Raw genomic sequence first — 20,616 nt, forward strand, 5'->3', positions numbered from 1 at the left:
TGCTGCTTTTTCATTGGCTGCGGCACGGCAGTGGCCGGAATGGTATCAGCCGGATTGTGAGTTGGCTTTTGTCTGTTTGCTTTAAACATATTGCAAAAGCAGGTTAACTCTACTGAACCTTAGCTGTTGCTATTCACGCTGCGAGGGGCATTCTGTTACTGAATGTTCGGGCTGGATATGTGCGATCTGTTTTGGGAGGATGTGTTAACGGTAATAAATACGGGGGAATAAATGTATGCATAGCTGATGAGGCAACAAGATGTCTTTTTATGGTTTTTTTCTGGTGTTATTGGCCGCATGCTGTCATGCCACGTGGAATTTTTGTGTTAAAAAGATAAATGGCGGGCCGGAGCTAATTTGGCTCTTTTCCTTGTGCTCCATCATAATTTACCTTCCGATAGCTTTCATAATCGTCGGTACCAATCCGGTACCAGTCGAACCTCGCACGCTATTTTTTATCGTTGGCAGCATACTATTGCATACGGCCTATTTTCTTTTGCTCCAGTATGGATATCGAAAGGGGGACTTGTCAGTTGTATATCCCATCGCAAGAGCAACAGGTCCCATGCTTTCTACTACAAGCCGCACTAGGTGGATTGCTTATCATTTTTTCTGTCAGCCAGTTAATGTCAGGCAATACAGGGCAAAAAAACAGTTTTCTGCCATCCCTGTTGCTTGGTCTGGGTGCAGGAACATTAATCGGCGGGTACACGGTATGGGATGCCTACACAGTCTCAGTATTGCTATTCCCTCCTCTGCTTTTAGATTACGCCGCAAATTTTGGACGATGTGTGCTGTTAACACCTTTGGCAATAAAAAGAAGAGAGCAAATCAACATACTATGGAAGCAGCATAAATTACCTGTATTGCTTATTTCAGTCTTTAGTCCTCTTGCATACATTCTTGTCCTTTATGCGCTTACATTTACTCCTGTGATATATGTGGCACCAACCAGAGAGATAAGCGTATTGCTATCCGTATTATTGGGTACTTTTCTATTGAAGGAAGGAGACATGCATAGACGTGTCCTGTGGGGAACAGTCATTGTCTGTGGTATCGGGCTGCTCTCTACGGGGTCGTAATCTTCCTTTCAGTCCCCGTCGGCACAAGAGCTGCTCTACGTTATTGTCGCAGCGGCTCTTTTTGGGGGCTCTGCTTTTTTGCGGCTTATGGAAAAGAAAAGAGAGGGGCGCGAGTATGCGCCAGCGCAGGGCTTTTTTAACAGACCGGTTTTGCAGGCAGTACGAGTTCTGCCTTTGTGCCGCCCTGAGGCGGTGCGGTTACGCGCAGCTCTCCGCCCTGTTCACGCATGGCTTTGCGGGTTGCCATCAGGCCGAATCCTGACCCCGTGGGTTTGGTGGTAAAGCGGCCCTTTTCCAGCGCGGCGGCAGCTTCGGCAGGTATTCCGGAACCATTATCCAGAACAGTCCAGCGGACAACCACAGGCGTTGCGGTAACGGCGATTGTAATACGCCCGTCGCCCCGTTGCAGGAGTCCCGTCGCTACAGCGTCTGCTACAGCGTCTATGGCGTTAACCACAAGATTCATCAGGCAGGAATGGATAGCGCTTTGATCAAAGACAGGCAGAGCTGTTGCGGAGAGGGGCGATTGTCCGTCTGCCGGATGATGCCCTGAAGCCTCTTCATCACAGGTCAGTGTCGCCCCTGCCTCATTTGTTCTTGTTGCCAGCAGGCGGACAACTTCCTGCGCGACAGATGCAGGATCTGCCGGTTGCGGATCAAGCTCTGCGGGACGAGACAGGTTAAGCAGGTTGATGGTTAAATCCCGCACACGGGCAACATCGTTGCGCAGCATGTGCCAGCCCTGCTCCAGATATTCCCGATTGTCCAGCTCGAGCCCTTTTTCCAGTACGAACATGGCGCCTTCAAGCCCGCCTGCCAGATTCTTGATGGCGTGGGCCATTCCGCCCGCTGTTTCACCAATGGCGGCAAGGCGCTCGGCGCCTAATAATTCTTTAGTGCGACGTTCGACCAGTTTTTCAAGTTCCTGAGTGTGGCGGCGTATGGCATTGCGCATATTGATGCGCTCTACTGCACGGGCCAGAGCAAATTCCAGTACATCGGCGTTAACCGGCTTGGTCAGAAAGTCACCTGCGCCTGAACGGAGGCTTTCTACCGCCAGACTCATGTCGCCGTGTCCGGTAAGCATCAGAACTTCTGTTTCAGGCTGCTGTGCCTTGATGGCCTGCAACAGCTGCATACCGTCAAGCCCCGGCATGCGTATGTCACTTACTATCAGCGCAGGGGCATTCTGGCTGAACAGATCAAGAGCCTGCTGTCCTGATGATGCCGTTAAAACTCGGTAGCCCATGTCTGCAATCAGCGGGCCGAGTGTCGCTAGAATTCCTGCTTCGTCATCAACCAGCAGTAAGAGCGGTGCATTTTGCACCTGCGGAGAGGGTGAATATTCCATATAATGCCTGCTGCGTTTTCAGGGATTATTCCGTTGCGCTGCCATGGCTGCGTAGTTACCAAAGAGATTATTTCCACTTGCAGAGAGCTGCCGGAGAACGGTGATGGCAAAAGGGGCAGCTTTTCGTGAAGCAACGTTGTTAGTTCCGGCTTTGAAGAGAGGCTAAGCGGATTCATCCTCTTTTTCCGTACCAGCTCCTGATCCGGCAGAGGGAAAACGCAAGGTAAAGCAGGCTCCGCCGCCTTCCGCATTTTCGGCCTGTATGTTGCCGCCGAAGCCCTTAACCAGCCCGTAGCTGATGGAAAGCCCCAGCCCTGTGCCTTTGCCCACACTTTTGGTGGTGAAAAAAGGTTCGAATATTTTGTTTAGTAACGATTGCGGAATGCCTTTTCCCGTGTCGCACACTCTTGCAATGACTTCGCACTCTTCTACAGCCGTGGTGATGGTGATAACGCGGCTGGATTCAGGGTGGCGTTCGCAATGTTCTTCAATGGCATCGCGGGCGTTCAGCAGCATATTGGTAAAAACCTGCTCCAGCCTGTTGGGCACGGCCATTACCGGCGGCAGCGGTTCTGTAAGGTGCCAGTTCACTTCAATCTGGCGCAGGGTCAGCTGGCGGGCAAAAAACTCGCTGGAAGCCTTGAGAACTGCGTTCAGGTCTACCTGTTCCAGTGTCAGGTCTGACTGCCTGCCGAAGTCGCGCATATGGTTGATGATGCTGCTGGCTCTGTCCACATGGGTGTCGATTTCTCTTGCCATGGTACTCAGCACATCGGGTGCAATGTTTTCCTGCCTTGTAACCTTACGCATAATAAAGCTGCTTGCCGTTTTGATAACTGTAAGCGGTTGGTTGAGTTCATGTGCGACACCCGTCGCCATTTCGCCCAATGTCGCCATTTTACCGGCCTGAATGAGCTTTTGCTCTGTTTCCAGCCGTTCGGTCACGTCATTTGCAGCCACAAGTAGCACCTTTCGTTCATGGTATTCTGCGGGTGACAACATGATATCAACATAAAACTCGCTCCCGTCTTTGCGCACGTTACGGGCGCGTGTAAGCACCGTGAATGCCCGCAGCTGAGACGCATACCGCCTGCGCTCTTCCGGCAGGAAGATATCAAGAAATGATTTGTCTTTAAGATCAAGGTGGCTGTATCCGTATGCGGCAACGGCAGTCTCGTTACAGTCCACAATATTCAGGGTTTCCGCGTCCAGCACGAATACCGAGTTGGGTATGTTGTTGAAAATGGCGTGATACTTTTGCTCCGACCGGCGCAGGCGGTCCTCTGCTTTTTTTAGCGCAGTAACATCTATGGACATTTCCATTGCCGCAGTAACGTTGCCGTCATCGTCCGTTATGGGTGATGTATGCACAAGCCAGTGTGTTTGCGTACCGTCCGTGTTGGTCCGGTACTCCTCGCTGCAATGCGAGCGGCCTGTCTTAAAAGTGCGTTCCACAGGACAGTTGGGGCATGGGGCTGTCCTGCCTTTGTAGGCCTGATAACAATATGCGCCGGGCAGCGGATGAAAGCGTCCGGCAAATTCTCTGTTAAATTGCAGCAGGCGAAAGTCGCTGTCCTGAACTGTGATGCTGCATGGTACCTGCTCGAAAAGGGTCTGGTACTCTTTGCGTTGCCGTCGCAGCTCGTCCTGCTTTTGTCTGATTTCTTCTGCCATGGCCCGAACCGCTGTTGCCAGTTCGCCAATTTCATCCTGCTGGTCGGTATCTGTTACCAGAACAGGCTCTCCGCGACCTATGCGACGGGTGTTTTCCGTCAGGCGGTATACCGGCTGGGTGATAAAGCGCCTGAGAAGCAGAACAATGACTGATGCTGCCAACAGAAAAACAAAAGCAGTTGCTCCCAGCATTCCTTTCTGAAAGTTAGTAAAGTCATGCTGCGCCGGACCAAGGCGCATCACAACGTCCATAGCGCCCAGCACCTGCTTTTCTGCGGGGTGAAAATGGCACGGCCCGCCTGAGCATCCGGGTTCGTTTTTAATGGGGCGCAGGCTGCCCAGAAGGGGTTCGCCTTCGGCGGATGTAAACTGACGGGTGCGTTCGTCCAGTGCAAGTTCTGTCTTTGGCGGCTCTATGCGGTGGCAGACATTGCAGGCTTCGTCGCGGATGTTTGTTACCTGCCCGATTTCTTCCGGCAGGCCGGAAAACATTATCGCCCCTTCTTTGTTGTATATGCGGATGGAGTGAATATCCGGCTGGCGGGCAAGGTCACGGATGATCTGGTCAAGTTCGTGGCGGGCATTTGTCATCATGGCATAGCGGGTGCCCAGCAGAATGGTGCTGCTCAGCCTGTCAGCCCCTTTGGCGAATTCCGTCATGGCGTACTGGTTGTGGTAGCGAAGATTTACCCATGAAAGTGCTACCAGCCCGGCAAGCAGTGTTAAGCCGGTGGTTATTACTATACGTAATGCCAGACTAATGCGGAATCTGGGACGGTGCACCATGCCAGCCTCGGTTCATACCATGTGCAAAGTGCAGCTATAGTATGCGTGGTTGCGGTGTTCGGCGTAGCCGGAAACTGCCCTTGTCTCCGGCCGCTGCAGTCTCTGACTACGTCACTGAATGTTCGGGGTATGTTGTGCACAAAAAGCGGCACCTCTGATTGCTCAGTAATGTGCCGCACATTTACAGTGTTCATCTTCTATGGTTTTGCAAAAATCGCCAAAGCGTACCCCTTGATCGGAATAGGCCACCAGTTCGGCAAAGTTGAAGCGGTCAAGCCTCTGGAACATTGCAATGCCGGCTTCTTTCCATAGCATTCTTGTCAGACACCCCTGAGCATGAGTACAACCTTCTTCATCACGTCCGCAGCCCACAATGTCTGTACCGCCTTCCAGTACGCGTACCACATCGCCTACGGTGAAACTTTCTACATCACGCGCCAGCGTATGGCCGCCGTTGGGGCCGCGCTGGGCCTTCAGATAACCTGCCTCTTTCAGCTGGCGTGCTATTTTTTCAAGATATTTTTGTGAAACTCCCAGCCGTTCAGCCACGTCCCGCATGAGGACCGGTCCTTCTCTTCCATGAACCGCAATATCCAGCAGCATGCGGGTCCCGTATCGGCTGTTGGTCAACAGGCGCATTCTTTCCCCTCCGGTATTCTGGTTCGCAGAATCAGGCCAAGGCAACCTGTAACCATATGCCCTGCCCGGCATATACTGCGGCTGCGGTCACGTTGACAGCCACCCCTTTAGCCGCAGGTTGCCTTGGCCTGTGCCATTTGCACTGTATAAACAAGAAACAGCGCCTAGCAGATTGAGGCAATCAGGAATGCCCGCAACCTTCTTCTGCCCGTTTGCAAAACAATACCCTACCAGCCGGAAACACTCAACGGTGTCATTAAAAAAATATATTAAATTAGTACGTTCAGGGAAAAAAAGAATGTGGAGGAGTGCGGCGGACGGAAAGAATCATTCATCATGCCGGAATGTTAGTGGTTACTGACATGGGGTGTTTTTTCCTTGCACAATTTCACAAGCCAACCTGGAGGCTGCGTTGTCCCCGATGTATTTGGCGAAAACGCCAAATACTTCTTGACGGGCATTGCTGGCAGATTGTATTTGGCAAAAACGCCAAACAGCTTGGAGGGTAGATGTAATGACATCTCCAAATGACACAATTCTGCACGAGCAGGCCGCAATATTTAAAGCATTAGGGCACCCTGCGCGTCTTTTGATGGTACGGGCACTTACGGACGGTACGCTTTGCGTCTGTGAACTGCAGGAGCTTGTAGGTTCGGATATGTCCACCGTTTCAAAGCATCTGTCGCTACTTAAGAAAGCCGGAATAGTGAGGGACGAACGACGCGGGAACAACATGTATTACTCAATCGAGTTGCCGTGTGTTTCTTCGTTCCTCCGCTGCACGGAAAACGCTGTACGGGGAAGAGTTATTCTGTAAGCGGGGCAGCTTGCAGCCGCATTTGCGATTAATTTGTAACACATCCGGCTTAGCGCGCTAAGCGGCAATAAGCAAAAGCAGGAGATACTTCATGGCACAACATAATCCTTTCAGTACACCTTCGTGTTGTTGTTCGCCTAAAGGCGGGAGTGAACAGCAGGGTGAGAAAAGCGATGGTTCAAAACAGGCTGCGACCTCTGCAGGGCTGGCCACTGGTGCAACAAGCACGATGCAGGCTTTTACGCCGCTGACTCCGGTAAACCGGAAAAAAGGCATAGAGCCGCGCACCGCTATCAAACTGGCAGCAGGTCTTATACTCTGGTTTGCTATATACTGGCAACTTGTCCCGTTTTCACAGCTGGTAACCTACGATCTGCTGGGGATTGCACGGGGCACACATCTGGGCGATGCCGTGGAGTTTTTCATTTATGATACGCCCAAGGTCCTTATGCTGCTTATGCTGGTGGTTTTCGGCGTAGGCATTATTCGGTCTTTTTTTTCGCCGGAACGCACACGGAAAATGCTGGCAGGACGCAATGAAGCCATAGGCAACGTCATGGCAGCCGTGCTGGGCATTGTTACACCTTTCTGTACCTGTTCCGCCGTGCCGCTGTTCATGGGCTTTGTTACCGCTGGTGTTCCGCTGGGCGTGACTTTTTCGTTTCTTATTGCCGCCCCCATGGTGAATGAGATTGCGGTGGTTCTGCTATACGGCCTGCTGGGCTGGAAGATAGCTGCCATCTACATGGGCACCGGTCTTGCCATTGCCATCGTTTCCGGCTGGATTATCGGCCGCCTTGGCATGGAACGCTATATTGAAGACTGGGTGACGCAAAGCCAGCAGGGCAGCATGAAAGGTATGCCCATGCATTCCATGTCATGGGAAGGCCGCGTTCAGTATGCTCTTGATGCCGTGCGTGACATCGTTAAAAAGGTCTGGCTGTACATTGTGCTGGGAATTGCCGTGGGGGCGGGCATCCACGGATACGTTCCCGAAGGATTCATGGCGTCCATCATGGGTAAGGAAGCATGGTGGTCCGTACCTGCAGCAGTAGTAATGGGGATTCCTATGTACTCCAACGCGGCGGGCATTATTCCTGTTGTTCAGGCTCTGCTGGGCAAAGGCGCCGCGCTGGGCACTGTGCTGGCGTTTATGATGGCGGTCATTGCCTTGTCATTGCCTGAAGCAGTCATCCTGCGCCGCGTACTCAAGCTTCCGCTTATTCTTACCTTCTTCGGCGTGGTGGGGGGCGGCATTCTGATGGTGGGCTTCCTGTTCAATATGCTGATTTAAAAGCACGCTTAGCTGTTATAAAAGCCCGCCAGTGTTGCTGGCGGGCTTTTTTGTGTTTACGGGCAAGGTGTTGCAATTACTTGGTGCCGCAGTCTGCCTTCCGGTAAACGGAGCTTATTTCGTACGCCTGTCCGGCAGGCTGCGCTGATAACGAAGCTTCTTGGTACAGTGTCATTGCGTTCTTTTTATTTTTCTGCCGTTACACGATAAAAAAGGCGGGGATGAATTCCCCGCCTTATATTTATCCAAACGTGCTGCTGGCTGCTATTCGTCATCGTCCGGCAGTTCGCGCGTATACCGGCAGCTGGGGCAGGCGATATGCTTGCCTTTTGCTTTGGTGGACTTGATGGTCAGTACTTTAGACTCACATTGAGGGCAGGCTTCCGCAACAGGGTAGTTCCACGTGGCGAAATCGCACTGGGGGTACTTGTTGCAGGAATAGAAGATCTTGCCCCGCTTGGAGCTTTTTTCAACCAGTTCTCCGTCACACCCTTCGTTGGGGCAGGGAACGCCGGTGGAGAACGACTCCGCGTGTTTGCAGTCCGGGTAACCGGTACAGGCTATGAACCGGCTGCCGGTGCGGGCGCGCTTGATGACCAGATCTTTCTGGCACTCAGGGCAGGTTCCCACGGGTTGCAGTTCTTCTTTTTCACGCTCCACAAGCTGAATTTTGCCGTGTTCATCGCGGGTGAAGTTGCTGGTGCTCTTGCAGTCGGGATAGCCCGTGCAGGCAAGGAAGGTACCCGCTTTGCCGAACTTGATAGCCATGGGCTTACCGCATTCAGTGCAGCTGATTTCTGTTTCCAGTCCGCCTTTTACGGTTTTCATTTCTTTGGCGGCAGCGGCAAGAGTGGGGTTGAAGTCGCTGGTAAATTCTTTCATCAGCGATACCCAGTCCTGCTCACCTTCCGCCACTTTATCCAGAGAGGTTTCCATCTGGGCGGTAAAGCCGATGTCCATCAACGTGGCAAAGTGACCTGTCAGCATATCGCAGACCACAAAACCAAGGTCGGTAGGCACAAAGTGCTTTTCTTCCAGCTTGGTGTAGTCGCGGTCCACGATGGTGGAAATGATGCTGGCATATGTGGAAGGGCGGCCGATGCCGCGTTCTTCCATTTCTCTTACCAGTGATGCTTCAGAGTATCGGGGCGGCGGCTGGGTGAACTTCTGTTCCTTTTCCAGCTTGGTCAGTTCCAGCGCTTGTCCTTCCTGCATGGGCGGCAGCTCGATGTTGGCATCCTTGGTGGATGCGGGAGCAACTGCCATATAGCCGGGGAAAAGCAGACGCTCGCCTTTTACGCGCCATTGGGTATCGCCGCAGCCGATGAGCACCGTGGTGTCATGGAAACGTGCGGGAGCCATCTGAGAGGCCACGAAGCGCGACCAGATAAGCTTGTACAGGCTGAACTGCTCGGGCGCGATGAGACCCTTCACCTGCTCGGGTGTCAGGTTGACGTCAACGGGGCGGATGGCTTCGTGCGCGTCCTGTGCAGAGCCTTTGGTCTTGTATGCCGGAGCCTTCGCAGGACAGTATTCTTTGCCGTACACTCTGGCAATCAGCTTGCGGGCACTGTCGCGGGCTTCGTCCGCCACGCGGACAGAGTCGGTACGCATATAAGTGATAAGGGCTGTTGTGCCCATTTCGCCAAGATCAAGACCTTCATACAGGCGCTGGGCAACAGACATTGTGCGCTTGGCGGAAAAACCCAGCCGCTGGCTTGCCATCTGCTGCAGCGTAGAGGTGATGAACGGCGGCTGAGCTTTGCGCGAACGTTCTTTTTTTTGCACGGATTCTACAACAAAGGGTTTGCCTTCGATGGATTTTTCCAATGCAGCCGCTGCTTCCGCACTGGGAATTTCGGGCTTTTTGCCGTTTACTTTGTGCAGGTCGGCTTTGAAAGGCGGGGGAGCATCTGCTGCAAGGTTGGCGCGGAATACCCAGTACTCTTCAGAGGTAAAGGCGTAACGCTCGCGCTCTCTGTCTACAATCAGGCGCAAGGCCACAGATTGTACACGACCTGCGGATATGCCGCGCTTTACTTTATTCCACAGAATGGGAGAAATTTTATACCCTACCAGCCTGTCCAGTACCCGACGGGCCTGCTGGGCATCAAACAGGCTGCGGTTCAGCTCGCGCGGGTTTTCCAGCGCTTCACGCACGGCACGGGCCGTAATTTCGTTAAACTGGATACGGCTGATCTTTGTGTTTTCTTTGCCGATAATTTCAGCAACATGCCACGCAATAGCCTCACCTTCGCGGTCGGGGTCAGGCGCCAGATAGACGTTGTCAGACTTGGCTGCAGCCTCACGCAAGGCCGCAACAACTTTTTGTTTGCCCTGAATGACCTGATAATTGGGGGAAAAATCATTTTCCTCGTCCACGCCCAGTTCTTTGGTAGGCAGGTCGCGAATGTGTCCTACGCTGGCCTGAACAATATATTTATTGCCCAGAAATTTCTTGATAGTTTTTACCTTTGCAGGAGATTCCACGATGATGAGGTCTTTGCCCATGAGCTGTCCTTGTTTGCAGTCTGCCGGAGTTACATAGCCGCGTTGCAGCCTGACGGGTGCATAATGTATAAGCGTGTGCGGCTTGCCGCTGACGCATGCTTTCAGGTAGGGGAAGATACGACAAATGCCAACAGCGTCAAGGTGGTGATGCCCCGTACTCGCCGCTGAGAACGGGTTGGAAGCAGCCGGAATCCAGTAAGGACGGGATTATGCGCAAATTTATGAAAAATTGGTTTTATATTGGTTTGGTTGTTATGGCTGTGGCTTTGGCCGGATGCGCCAAAGCGCCGTATACGGGCCGTAACCAGATGATACTTATGGATTCTCAGCAGGAAATGGCCCTTGGAGCCAGCTCCTCGAAAAAACTTTTGCAGACAGAGGAAGTTGATACCACCAGCGAAAAAGCGCAGATGGTATCGCGCGTGGGCAAGCGTATTGCCGCTGCTGCAGCGCATCCTGAATACCGATGGGAATTTCATACCATTAAAAAAGATGAGTTGAATGCTTTTTGCCTGCCGGGAGGCAAGGTTTTTGTCTATACCGGTCTGTTTAAAGCCGCGCAGACGGAAGAGCAGCTTGCCGCGGTGGTCGGGCATGAGGTTGCCCATGCTCTGGCCCGCCACGGTGCAGAGCGCTATTCAACGCAGGTTATGTTGCAGGTGGGGCAGGTAGGCACTGCTGTGGCAGTAGGTTCACAGGCTTCACCCGAAGTGACGCAGGCCGTTCTCGCCGCATACGGCGTCGGCGCCAGTGTCGGCGTTATGCTGCCGTACAGCCGCACCCACGAATATGAAGCAGACCGCATCGGGCTTATTCTGATGGCGAAAGCAGGCTACAACCCTGAATCTGCCGTCATCCTGTGGGAAAACATGGCAAAGCAGGGCGGGCCTAAGCCGCCGGAGTTTCTTTCCACTCACCCTGCTGATGCAAACCGTATCAAGGCTATCAAAAGCCTTTTGCCGGAAGCGATGCAATACTACCGGCCCGCAGCAAAGTAGGCCGGCGGCGTCGGATATCCGACAATAAAAAAAAGCACAGTTTTCATCTGTGTTTTTTTTGTGTGCAACGTGCTGTATTACCATAGGTAGTGCCTTCAGGCACTATGATTGCTACCAGTGTTTCGGGGGACTCCCCCGTGCGAGGTAGCATCATGGCATACGATCCTTACAGCATGTTAAGTGTGCAGGGGCTGGGCAAAGTCCTGCGCACTCCGGTTACTGGCAGACGCCTGCCCGGGCAGCAGGCGCAGCAAGGTATACAAGACAGCGGGCGTTTTGAGCGGCTGCTTTCTGACCCTGCGTTTTTGAACAAAGGGCAGTCGCTGTTGAACGACGCGCTTGGCTCCGACGAGGACGACAAAAAAACGTCATTGTTCGAAGGCGCCGTGATGGGCAGCATGAACCTGCTGAATACGCGTGCACTGGCTACGCTTACCCGTGTACTTACAGATGATGGTAATCAGGTGGCGGCTGACCCGAGGTTGAAGAGCGGATTAGTTTCACTCCGATCCGCCATTGCCGATGCGGTGGGGCTCGGAAGTGATACCGGTCAGGTGCGGGGCTCAATTTCGTGGGATACCGCGGCAAAAGCCTATAAGCAGCAGACACGCGTAAGCCCTGACGGCATGGGGGCTGCCGTACCGGCATCTGATGCCGGAAAAATGGCACAAGTCATGGAGGCCGCAGCCGCGGCGCTGGAACCCGCTTCCGAGGCTGCACCGGCGGGTATTGCAGGCGCAGACGGCGCGCAGGCTGCAGCAAGCCGTGCGCTTGGCTGGCTTGCTGCGCAGTTTGAATCCGGCACAAAAGGCGTGTCCAGCATCGGCTACGACAGGCATGGCGGTACCTCATACGGTAAATATCAGATTTCATCACGTGCCGGCAGCATGGACGCCTTTATCCGCTTTTTACATCGCGCAGCTCCGGAGTATGGGCAGCGACTTGCAGCAGCAGGCCCTGCCAACACCGGCGGCAAGGGGGGCTCAATGCCGCGTGAGTGGAAGAAAATAGCGGCTGAAGACCCTGACCGGTTTGAATCGCTGCAAAACAGGTTTGTGCGCGACAACAATTTCCTGCCCGCTTTGCGTAAGCTTACCCGCAACACTGCATTTGATCGTGATGATATTACCGGCGTTATGGGCGAAGTGTTGTGGAGTACTGCCGTACAGCATGGCCCCACCGGTGCGGCGCGGATTTTCCGGCAGGCACTTGGCAAGCTGGATAGCGGCGATGGCCTGACTGACCCTGAATTTCAGGGTAATCTCATCCGTACTGTATATGACCTGCGCAGCAGGCAGTTCGGCTCTTCCACTTCTTCGGTCCGTTCCGCCGTGCAGGACAGACTCGGACGCGAAATGGAGCTTGCTCTCTCGCTCATCGGCAGCGACAAATCCATGTTCGCATAACGGGCTACACTCTTTTTATAATGCCTGATTCTATGCGGCCTTCTTCACAGGGGGTCGCTTTTTTATGGAATGCGCAAGAGGACAAGATGTTATTTTTTGTTGCCGGATATTTTTTCAGGCCCCCGTTGACACGAAAGGGCAGGAGATGTACTTCACATATGAATACTTGTTCATATGTTCTTTTGTTCAATTTCTGCATCTGTATGGTGCCGGAGGATACATGCCTGAAATTATTATACAGTACGCATGGGCTGTCTGGGATATCCTGCTGGAAGCTTCGCCTTATGTGTTGCTTGGATTTTTTGTTGCGGGGTTGCTGAAAGGATTTTTACCGGAAGACCTTGTGGCCCGCCATCTGGGCCGCGGACGGATTTTGCCGGTTATCAAGGCGTCACTTTTCGGAGTCCCCCTGCCGCTCTGCTCATGCGGCGTCATTCCTGCCGCGGCAGGGCTGAGGCAGCAGGGAGCAAGCCGCGGTGCGACAACTTCCTTTCTTATTTCCACTCCTGAAACAGGCGTTGACTCCATAGCAGTCAGCTACGCACTGCTTGACCCGGTTATGGCTGTGGTGCGTCCCGTGGCGTCATTTTTTACAGCCATCGTTGCCGGTGTCGCGGTGAACTTTTTACCGGAAGAACGTAAGGCGCAAGCCGGTTCCGGCCTTTTGCCCGCTCCTGTTGTGCAGGCTGGCGGCATCGGAGCTGCGCCCGCCGAATCTGCTTGCGGCATTGGCTGCGGGTGTGATTCGCATTCCGATGCTCATGCACATCTGACTCCGCTGCAAGTGCACCCTGAAACGACAGATGCGCAGCATTCCGAAGCAACGGCGCATGACCACGAACACCTTGCCGGGCTTGACAGTTGCGGCTGCAGTTCCGATTCTTGCTGCTCTTCTTCCGGCCCTGCTCCGGTTACAGTGATGGAAAAGTTTACCAGCGGAATGCGTTTTGGTTTCGGCGAACTTGTCAGCGATATCGGCAAGTGGCTTATGGTAGGCATCCTGCTGGCCGCTGTAATTACAACCATTGTTCCGGATACTTTTTTTGCCAGTTACCTTGGCGACGGGCTTATGAGTATGCTGGTGATGCTTGTTTTGGGGCTGCCGCTATATGTATGCGCCACGGCATCCACCCCTGTGGCGGCAGCAATGGCGCTTAAGGGGCTTTCGCCCGGGGCTGCGCTGGTGTTTCTGCTTGCGGGGCCTGCTACCAATGCGGCCACTTTTACCGTGGTGGCAAAGTTGATGGGTAAAAAGGTTGCCGCTGTGTATGTAGCCAGCATCGCTGTGTGTTCCGTGATCCTCGGGCTGTTTGTAAACTGGCTGTACGCCTACTTGGGGCTGAGCATCACCGCGTGGGTGGGAGCTGCAGAGGAAGATTCTCACGGTATTATTGCTGTTGCTTCTGCCGTCGTATTGGTGGGACTTGTGGTATACCGCATGTTTCTTTCTTCAAAAAAATTAGGCCCCGCACATGATCACGCCCATGGTTGTTCCTGTAACCATTAAGTGGCAATATTTTGATATTATTATGGAATAAGAAGTAGAGCTGGACCGCTGATACAGCCCTCCGCAGCAACAGGATGCTGTGGGGGGCTTCTTTTTTATACTCTATACAAGCATGTTACATGACAGGACGTGCTGATGTTATGCGTTTGCAGAACGTAAGTGTACTGTAATCAGCAAACTGTGTGATTTTAGTTGAAAAAGGCAATTCCAATGCAAGCTGAGTGGCCTTCGTGGACAAACAATGTTATGGCAGAAGCAACACTACAATACCCCATCCTGATAACGAGGATGAAATACGCATAAAGAGCGTGCTTCTGAACGCAGGCACACTGATAAAGCCAATGGAGGGTGCGGAATGAACAGTAACGAAGATAGAGGCATTTTGTCCCCTATGGGCAGAAGAGAGTTTTTAAAATGGACTGCCATTGCAGGGGGAACCCTTGCGGCGCACGCCAGCGGCCTGCTGGCGTTTGTCGGGCAGGCACAGGCTCAGAAAGCGCTGGGTTTCGACCGGTCTGTGTGGACATGCTGTACCGTGAACTGCGGCAGCCGTTGTCTGATTAAAGGCCATGTCAAAGACGGGGCGCTGGTGCGTATCAGTACGGATGACACTGGCGACGATACATACGGAACCCATCAGATCAGGGCATGTCTGCGCGGCCGCTCCATCCGCAAACGGGTAAACCACCCCGACAGACTGAAATACCCCCTGAAGCGTGTAGGCGAACGTGGTGAAGGCAAGTTCGAACGCATTACATGGGAACAGGCTTTTGAAGAAATCGCCGGTCGAATGCAGAAAGCCATCAAGGAACATGGCAATGAATCGCTTTTCATTAATTACGGTACCGGCACCCTTGGTGCGGTAATGTCTCGCTCATGGCATCCCAGCGCAAGCCCCATGGCCCGTCTGATGAATGCTATGGGCGGCTACGTTGACCAGTATGGCGACTACAGCGCGGGACAGCTGGAAAGCGCTCTGCCGCCTATGTTCGGCAGCGGCTGGGTTGCCGGTAATACGTTTGCGGATATCCGTCACAGCAAGCTTGTTCTGCTGTTCGGCGACAACCCCGCAGGCTGCCGCATGAGCGGGGGCGGTCTGGTATACGACATCATCAAGGCGCGTCAGGACGGCATGGCCCGTATCATCAGCATTGACCCGCGCTATACCGACACCAATACCGCCGTGGGTGACGAATGGATTCCCATCCGGCCCGGTACGGATACGGCTCTGGTGTGCGGCCTTGCCCACGTGCTGATCAGAGAGAATCTGGTGGATCAGGAGTTTCTGGATAACTGTACCATCGGGTTTGATGAAGACCATATGCCCGAAGGCGTCGGCCCGAACAACTCGTACAAATCGTACATTCTGGGGCTGGGCGAAGACGGTGTGGAAAAAACACCGGAGTGGGCATCTGAAATTACCGGTATTCCTGCGCAGCGCATTATTCAGCTTGCGCGTGAAGTTGCAGGGGCAAAGCCTGCGTTCATCGTGCAGGGCTGGAGTCTGCAGCGTCATGCCAACGGCGAACAGACTGCCCGCGCTATCTGCACGCTGGCGGCTCTTACCGGCAATATAGGCGTGCGCGGCGGCAACACCGGAGCAAGAGAAGGCAACGTCGGCTTCAGCTTTGTGCCGTTCCCCATGCTGAAAAATAACGTGAAGGCCGTTATTTCGCACTACGCATGGCCCATGGCCATTGAACGCGGCAAAACCATGACCGCCACCAATGCGGGCGTTCGCGGTGCGGAAAAGCTGGGTGCCGACATGAAGTTCCTGTGGAGCTACGCAGGTAACGCACTTATCAACCAGCACTCAGACATCAACGCCACTGCAAAACTGCTGAAGGACGACACCAAGCTGGAAACAATTGTGGTGGTGGACAACTTCATGACTTCCAGCGCCAGGTTTGCAGACTATGTGCTGCCTGCCGTTACCACGCAGGAAGAGCGCGACCTGTGTGACGGAGCCAAATCGTCCGTCATGCAGTATCTGATTTTTGCGGATAAAGTTGTAGAGCCGATGGGTGAGTGCAAAAGTATTTATGATATTTGCGTAGGCATTGCCGGAGCAGTCAGCCCCGAGCTGAAGCAGAAATATACAGAAGGCCGCACCCGCGACCAGTGGATTGAATACCTTTACCACGAGACCCGCAAAAAATATTCTGACCTGCCTGCAGATATGGAAGAGGCCTTCAATATGGGCGTATACAAAAAGCGCATCGACGGCGAACCCCCTGTGCCATACGAAGCGTTTAGAAAAGACTCTGATGCACATCCTCTGAACACGCCCTCCGGCAAAGTGGAAATATTCTGTAAAGAACTGCATGACATCGGCCTGCGCTGGGAACTGCCAAAGGGTGACCGTATCACCGGGCTGCCTATCTATGATCCCGCGTGGGAAGGCCCTTCGGACCCGCTGACGGAAAAATATCCGCTGCAGCTTATCGGCCACCATTACAAGCAAAGAACCCACTCGTCATATGGCAACCTTGAGTGGACGGCGCAGGTGGCGCCTCAGCGTGTTTGGATGAACCCGCTGGACGCTCAGGCCCGTGGTATCAGTCATGGCGACATGGTTGAGATATTCAACGATCGTGGCCGTGTGCGTATTCCCGCAAAGGTGACGGACCGTATCGCCCCCGGAGTAGCTTCGCTTCCGCAGGGTGCGTGGTATACGCCGGACAAGGACGGTGTGGACACCGGCGGGTGCATCAATACGCTTACCCTCTACCGCCCGACGCCTCTGGCAAAGTCCAACCCGCAGCATACCAACCTTGTTGAAATCAAGAAGGCGTAGGAGGGGTAGCAAATGGCAAAGCAATTAGGTTTCTATATCGATATGAACGCCTGCACGGGCTGCAAAACCTGTATGATCGCCTGCATCGACAAGCATGATCTGCCTGCGGGTGTGCAGTTCCGCCGTGTAAGCGAATATGTGGGTGGCGACTGGATTGTGTCCGGCAAAACGTTCACCCAGTCGGTGTTTGTGTACAACCTGACAATGGCCTGCAACCATTGCGAAGACCCCGCCTGTGCCAAGGCGTGCCCTACCACGGCCATGCACAAGGAAGACGGCATAGTTTTTGTGGATGAGAAAAAATGCATCGGCTGCCGCTATTGTGAGTGGGTGTGTCCGTACAGCGCTCCGCAGTTCAATGCAGAAAAAGGCAAGATGACAAAGTGCGACTTCTGCCGTGATTATCTGGCGCTGGGTATGCCGCCGGCCTGTGTGGCTGCCTGTCCCACCAGAGCGCTGAAGTTCGGCGAATATGAAGAGCTGGTACAAAAATACGGCAAGGCAATGGTGGCCCCGCTGCCCGCTGCCTCGGTTACCGGTCCGCATCTGGTGCTTACGCCGCACCGCAATAGTCGTCCTGTCGGCTCCACCGAAGGCAATGTAGTGAATAAGGAGGAGGTGTAACATGCATATTACCTCTGTCAGTCTTATCGTCTTTACGGTGCTGATGCAGACCGCCGCAGGATTGGTTCTTGCTGCCGAACTGGCAAGAACAGACGATGCGGCGGAGCAGTCCAGACTTGCTCTGTGCCTGCCTGTTGCACTGGGGCTTGGTATATTCAGCCTGATGTTCGCCTCGACACACCTTGCCAGCCCGCTTGCTGCAGTCTACGTGCTGAACAATGTGTTCAGTTCTGCCCTCTCGTTTGAGATATTCTGCTGCAGTCTGTTCATCGGCCTTATGGCCGTTACGCTGTTCCTGCGGCTGAAGGGGCTTGAGCTGGCTTCGCTGTTCGGCAAGCTGAGCGCCGCCGCAGGACTGGTGGCTGTCTATTCCATTGCCAGAGTGTACATGCAGGAAACCATGCCGACCCTTGATACCGGCGGTACGCTGCTGTCATTTCTCGGCACCGGCCTTCTGGTGGGCGGCGTACTGGGCATGCTGCTGTACAGCCTGAAAGTGAAGAATACTCCTGCGGAAGAAAATAGCTTCAGCCCCGCAAAAGTATTTATAACTGTTGCCCTGCTGGGTTTCGGGCTTGAATTTATTGCGCTTCCGCTGAACATGATGGCGCGTAGCTTTGAAGGCGCATACGGCACAACCGGATTGCAGATGATGCTTTCCACTGCAACGGCGGCCTGCCTGCCGTACAGTAATGCCCTGATTGTTGCAGGTCTGCTGGCCTGCCTGTGGGGATGGGCCGGTTCGCTTAAAAAAAGTTACGCCGCGCCTCTGGTGCGCGGCAGCATGGTGGGATTTGTCTGCGTTCTGGCTGGGTCGCTGGCTGTGCGCTACTTCTTTTATGAATCCTATATCCGATTAGGCATCTAAACGGCGGCTGGGTCGGGCCATGCGGCTCGTCCCAGCCTGTCATATAAGTGAAATATCATGCAACAATATGCACTTGCGTTATCTTTTTTTGCCAGACTTCTTACGCAACGGGTTGATGAAGCCTTTTTACATGAACTGATTGATCAGAATCTGATGGACTCATGGTTTCTGCCCGTAAAAGACGCTGACGCGCAGCAGGGGCTTGACCTTCTCCGCGGCTCTCTTACCCGTTCAGGCACTGCGGGAATACCTGCACTGAACGTTGCTTTGGATGCAGATTTTTTTGAACTTTTCGAGATGTCGCCGCCACGGTGCTATGTTCACGAATCCGTGTGGCGCAGCAAGGACAAGCTTTTCAACGAAGAAGAAACGTTTCAGGTAAAAGCCTGGTATGCACAATACGGTCTGCTGGGTACAGGCAACCATCATGGCCCTGTGGACCATATCGGTGTGGAAATGAGCTTTGTATCGCACCTTTTGTATCTTGCGGATTCCGCGGAGCAGAGTGCTGCCGGGATTATGCAGGATGTCCGGAAGTTTCTTGCCTGCCACCTTATGATGTGGGGAGTGGGATGTCTGGATGAAATCAGCGTTAAGGCCGGAACCGATTTTTATAAGGGGACCGCGCTGCTGGCCAAAAGCACACTGAAGTCTCTTGATGCGGCTGTATCAGAAGTTGATTTGTAGGACAGGGGTAACATAGGTCCGATCACACAGGTCCGGCAGCACAGCAAGCCGGTATTTCAGCGTTTGGTGGCAAGGGTGCCCGTAAGCTGCATTTCCACAGAAGCTTCTGTGTTGGGGCTTTCGGCTGGAGGATCGAATGGAGCACCTGCGCCTGCGGGTGAAATATGCAGGCCTTTCAGCATGGCCGCATTTTGAATGGCGGCCTGCTGCAGCAGGCCGATGGCCTCTGGCGTGGCGTGCTCTTCGCACAGGCAGCGTGACTCCTGATGTGGCAATCCGGCAACGCAGACACTGGCGGGACTGCCGCATATCAGGCAAACCACAGGATTTCTCCTTTCATATGCCGGCAGAAAGCTTTTTCGGGGCAGGTATGTTTTTTCATGCCTGCCCTTGCTTTTCGGTACGGGTTGCCGCCATTTTGCTCAGCCATTTCCGCATCTGGTCAAGGTCCTGCTGATGTACTTTTTCTGACGTGGCGAGCAGGGTTTTCAACTGTCCTACCTCGCGCCGCAGCTCTGCCACTTCGCCTTCTCTCTGGCTTAATGCCTTTTCCAGTGCAGAAACAGAAGCATCCTTGCGATTCATGACCGCAAGAGATTCCGCAATGCGCTCCATGGCTTGGCTTTGCTGTTCCAGCAGGGCGAAAAGGGCGGCTTGTCCCTGTGTGATGCTGTCCGGATTGTCTATAACCGCAAGGGTTGCGGCCTGTTGCAATGCAGGCGCCGCGTCAGCAGGTTCAGAGGCTGCAGGCTTCGCGTGTTCGGGAGGGCCGAAACGCTGTTGCAGTGAATGCTCGACAGTCATGGCATTTTTGCGATGATGCATTTCGTTCACGATAAAGGTGAACGTTTCCAGCGCAGCAGGCAGGTATCTGCGCCGCTTTCCTTGCCCCGCATGAGGCAGGTAGGCAAGAAACCGCTTGCAGTAATAGCGGGCTGTGGATTCCGGCAGGTTATGCCGCTGTGCAAGTTCCGCAATGGTCAGAAGGCCTGTTGGCTGAGCCTGTTGTCGGGACATGGTTCCTCCTTGCTATGTGGCGGGCAAAGGGGACAGAGCGCATTATAGTTTATGCTATTACAATCGTAATATGTTCGCCATAAGATAGCAACCCGTCTCTGAAAAACAGATGAAAAGTTGTAATGCGGCTGTTTTTTAGGGGGCACCCCGATTGACAAGGGTCGTTTGAGACTGCATAGAAAGTGGGAAACTATTGGTGCTAGGCTTTTTCCGGGGGGAAAACACGGTTCCATGAAGGAGGAGCTCCAAATGCTGACCAAAGCTGAATTCGTTGCGGCTTTCAAAGACGCGCTGCCCGAAGTATTCGAAACCAAAGTTAGTGCCGAAAAAGCATACGATGCTTTTTGTCAGGTACTGGCTGACGGCATTGCCGCAAAGCAAGGTGTGCGTTTGCCTAACGTAGGCGCACTGACTGTTGCAGAGCGTGCAGAGCGTCAGGGCCGTAACCCTCAGACGGGCCAGCCCATGACTATTCCCGCCCGCAAGGTGGTAAAGTTCTCGCCCGCCAAGAGTCTTGTAGAAGGCGTGAACAAATAGTTCTGTTTGGGTAACGCTAAA

General features: G+C 53.6%; 17 protein-coding genes. 11 read left to right on the forward strand and 6 right to left on the reverse strand.

Translation table 11 applies throughout. The annotated features are described in order from the left end of the window. The first annotated feature begins 626 nt into the window (after positions 1-626). Positions 627-1,082, forward strand: a complete 456-nt coding sequence (locus ACK5LI_RS13225; RefSeq protein WP_416950213.1) for an EamA family transporter — start codon at positions 627-629, stop codon at positions 1,080-1,082. 136 nt (positions 1,083-1,218) lie between these two features. Here the strand turns inward: ACK5LI_RS13225 and ACK5LI_RS13230 are convergent, their stop codons facing one another. From ACK5LI_RS13230 to ACK5LI_RS13240, 3 genes are all read right to left on the reverse strand, one after another. After that, positions 1,219-2,433, reverse strand: coding sequence for a response regulator (locus tag ACK5LI_RS13230; RefSeq protein WP_416950109.1), 1,215 nt, complete (start codon positions 2,431-2,433; stop codon positions 1,219-1,221). Between the two features lie 162 nt (positions 2,434-2,595). Then, positions 2,596-4,893, reverse strand: a complete 2,298-nt coding sequence (locus ACK5LI_RS13235; protein ID WP_416950111.1) for a PAS domain S-box protein — start codon at positions 4,891-4,893, stop codon at positions 2,596-2,598. A 162-nt stretch (positions 4,894-5,055) separates the two neighbouring features. Next, positions 5,056-5,532, reverse strand: a complete 477-nt coding sequence (locus tag ACK5LI_RS13240) for an RrF2 family transcriptional regulator (protein WP_416950113.1) — start codon at positions 5,530-5,532, stop codon at positions 5,056-5,058. Positions 5,533-6,046: 514 nt separating this feature from the next. On the opposite strand from ACK5LI_RS13240, the gene ACK5LI_RS13245 reads away from it, so the two are divergent. Together ACK5LI_RS13245 and ACK5LI_RS13250 are read left to right on the forward strand one after the other, a co-directional pair. Next, positions 6,047-6,349 carry an ArsR/SmtB family transcription factor gene (locus tag ACK5LI_RS13245; protein ID WP_416950116.1) on the forward strand — a complete coding sequence of 101 codons (303 nt, stop codon included), beginning with the start codon at positions 6,047-6,049 and terminating at the stop codon, positions 6,347-6,349. 229 nt (positions 6,350-6,578) lie between these two features. Continuing rightward, complete coding sequence (locus tag ACK5LI_RS13250; RefSeq protein WP_416950215.1) at positions 6,579-7,643, forward strand: permease; 1,065 nt, start codon at positions 6,579-6,581, stop codon at positions 7,641-7,643. Between the two features lie 264 nt (positions 7,644-7,907). Here the strand turns inward: ACK5LI_RS13250 and topA are convergent, their stop codons facing one another. Continuing rightward, on the reverse strand, positions 7,908-10,154 hold the full coding sequence (gene topA / locus ACK5LI_RS13255) for a type I DNA topoisomerase (protein WP_416950119.1): 2,247 nt from the start codon (positions 10,152-10,154) through the stop codon (positions 7,908-7,910). A gap of 209 nt (positions 10,155-10,363) precedes the next feature. On the opposite strand from topA, the gene ACK5LI_RS13260 reads away from it, so the two are divergent. The 7 genes from ACK5LI_RS13260 to ACK5LI_RS13290 all read left to right on the forward strand — a co-directional run bounded on the left by ACK5LI_RS13260 (position 10,364) and on the right by ACK5LI_RS13290 (position 19,041). Further along, on the forward strand, positions 10,364-11,152 hold the full coding sequence (locus ACK5LI_RS13260; RefSeq protein ID WP_416950121.1) for a M48 family metallopeptidase: 789 nt from the start codon (positions 10,364-10,366) through the stop codon (positions 11,150-11,152). A gap of 152 nt (positions 11,153-11,304) precedes the next feature. After that, positions 11,305-12,558, forward strand: coding sequence for a hypothetical protein (locus tag ACK5LI_RS13265; RefSeq protein ID WP_416950123.1), 1,254 nt, complete (start codon positions 11,305-11,307; stop codon positions 12,556-12,558). A 220-nt stretch (positions 12,559-12,778) separates the two neighbouring features. Next, complete coding sequence (locus tag ACK5LI_RS13270; protein WP_416950125.1) at positions 12,779-14,065, forward strand: SO_0444 family Cu/Zn efflux transporter; 1,287 nt, start codon at positions 12,779-12,781, stop codon at positions 14,063-14,065. A gap of 355 nt (positions 14,066-14,420) precedes the next feature. Continuing rightward, entirely contained in the window at positions 14,421-16,862 is a 2,442-nt protein-coding gene (locus ACK5LI_RS13275; RefSeq protein WP_416950127.1) for a DMSO/selenate family reductase complex A subunit, read from the forward strand. Between the two features lie 12 nt (positions 16,863-16,874). Then, the gene (locus tag ACK5LI_RS13280) at positions 16,875-17,486 is read left to right on the forward strand and encodes a DMSO/selenate family reductase complex B subunit (RefSeq protein ID WP_416950131.1); all 612 of its coding nucleotides are present in this window, start codon (positions 16,875-16,877) and stop codon (positions 17,484-17,486) included. A gap of 1 nt (position 17,487) precedes the next feature. Further along, the gene (locus ACK5LI_RS13285; protein WP_416950133.1) at positions 17,488-18,354 is read left to right on the forward strand and encodes a dimethyl sulfoxide reductase anchor subunit family protein; all 867 of its coding nucleotides are present in this window, start codon (positions 17,488-17,490) and stop codon (positions 18,352-18,354) included. 57 nt (positions 18,355-18,411) lie between these two features. After that, complete coding sequence (locus tag ACK5LI_RS13290) at positions 18,412-19,041, forward strand: TorD/DmsD family molecular chaperone (RefSeq protein ID WP_416950135.1); 630 nt, start codon at positions 18,412-18,414, stop codon at positions 19,039-19,041. Positions 19,042-19,097: 56 nt separating this feature from the next. Here the strand turns inward: ACK5LI_RS13290 and ACK5LI_RS13295 are convergent, their stop codons facing one another. Next, positions 19,098-19,364, reverse strand: coding sequence for a hypothetical protein (locus tag ACK5LI_RS13295; protein ID WP_416950137.1), 267 nt, complete (start codon positions 19,362-19,364; stop codon positions 19,098-19,100). Between the two features lie 55 nt (positions 19,365-19,419). Then, on the reverse strand, positions 19,420-20,058 hold the full coding sequence (locus ACK5LI_RS13300) for a MerR family transcriptional regulator (protein ID WP_416950139.1): 639 nt from the start codon (positions 20,056-20,058) through the stop codon (positions 19,420-19,422). Positions 20,059-20,307: 249 nt separating this feature from the next. On the opposite strand from ACK5LI_RS13300, the gene ACK5LI_RS13305 reads away from it, so the two are divergent. Further along, entirely contained in the window at positions 20,308-20,595 is a 288-nt protein-coding gene (locus ACK5LI_RS13305) for an HU family DNA-binding protein (protein WP_416950141.1), read from the forward strand. Positions 20,596-20,616: the final 21 nt, after the last annotated feature.

This window comes from Oleidesulfovibrio sp. (assembly GCF_047973035.1).
In the GTDB taxonomy this organism is placed as follows: Bacteria; Desulfobacterota; Desulfovibrionia; order Desulfovibrionales; family Desulfovibrionaceae; genus Oleidesulfovibrio.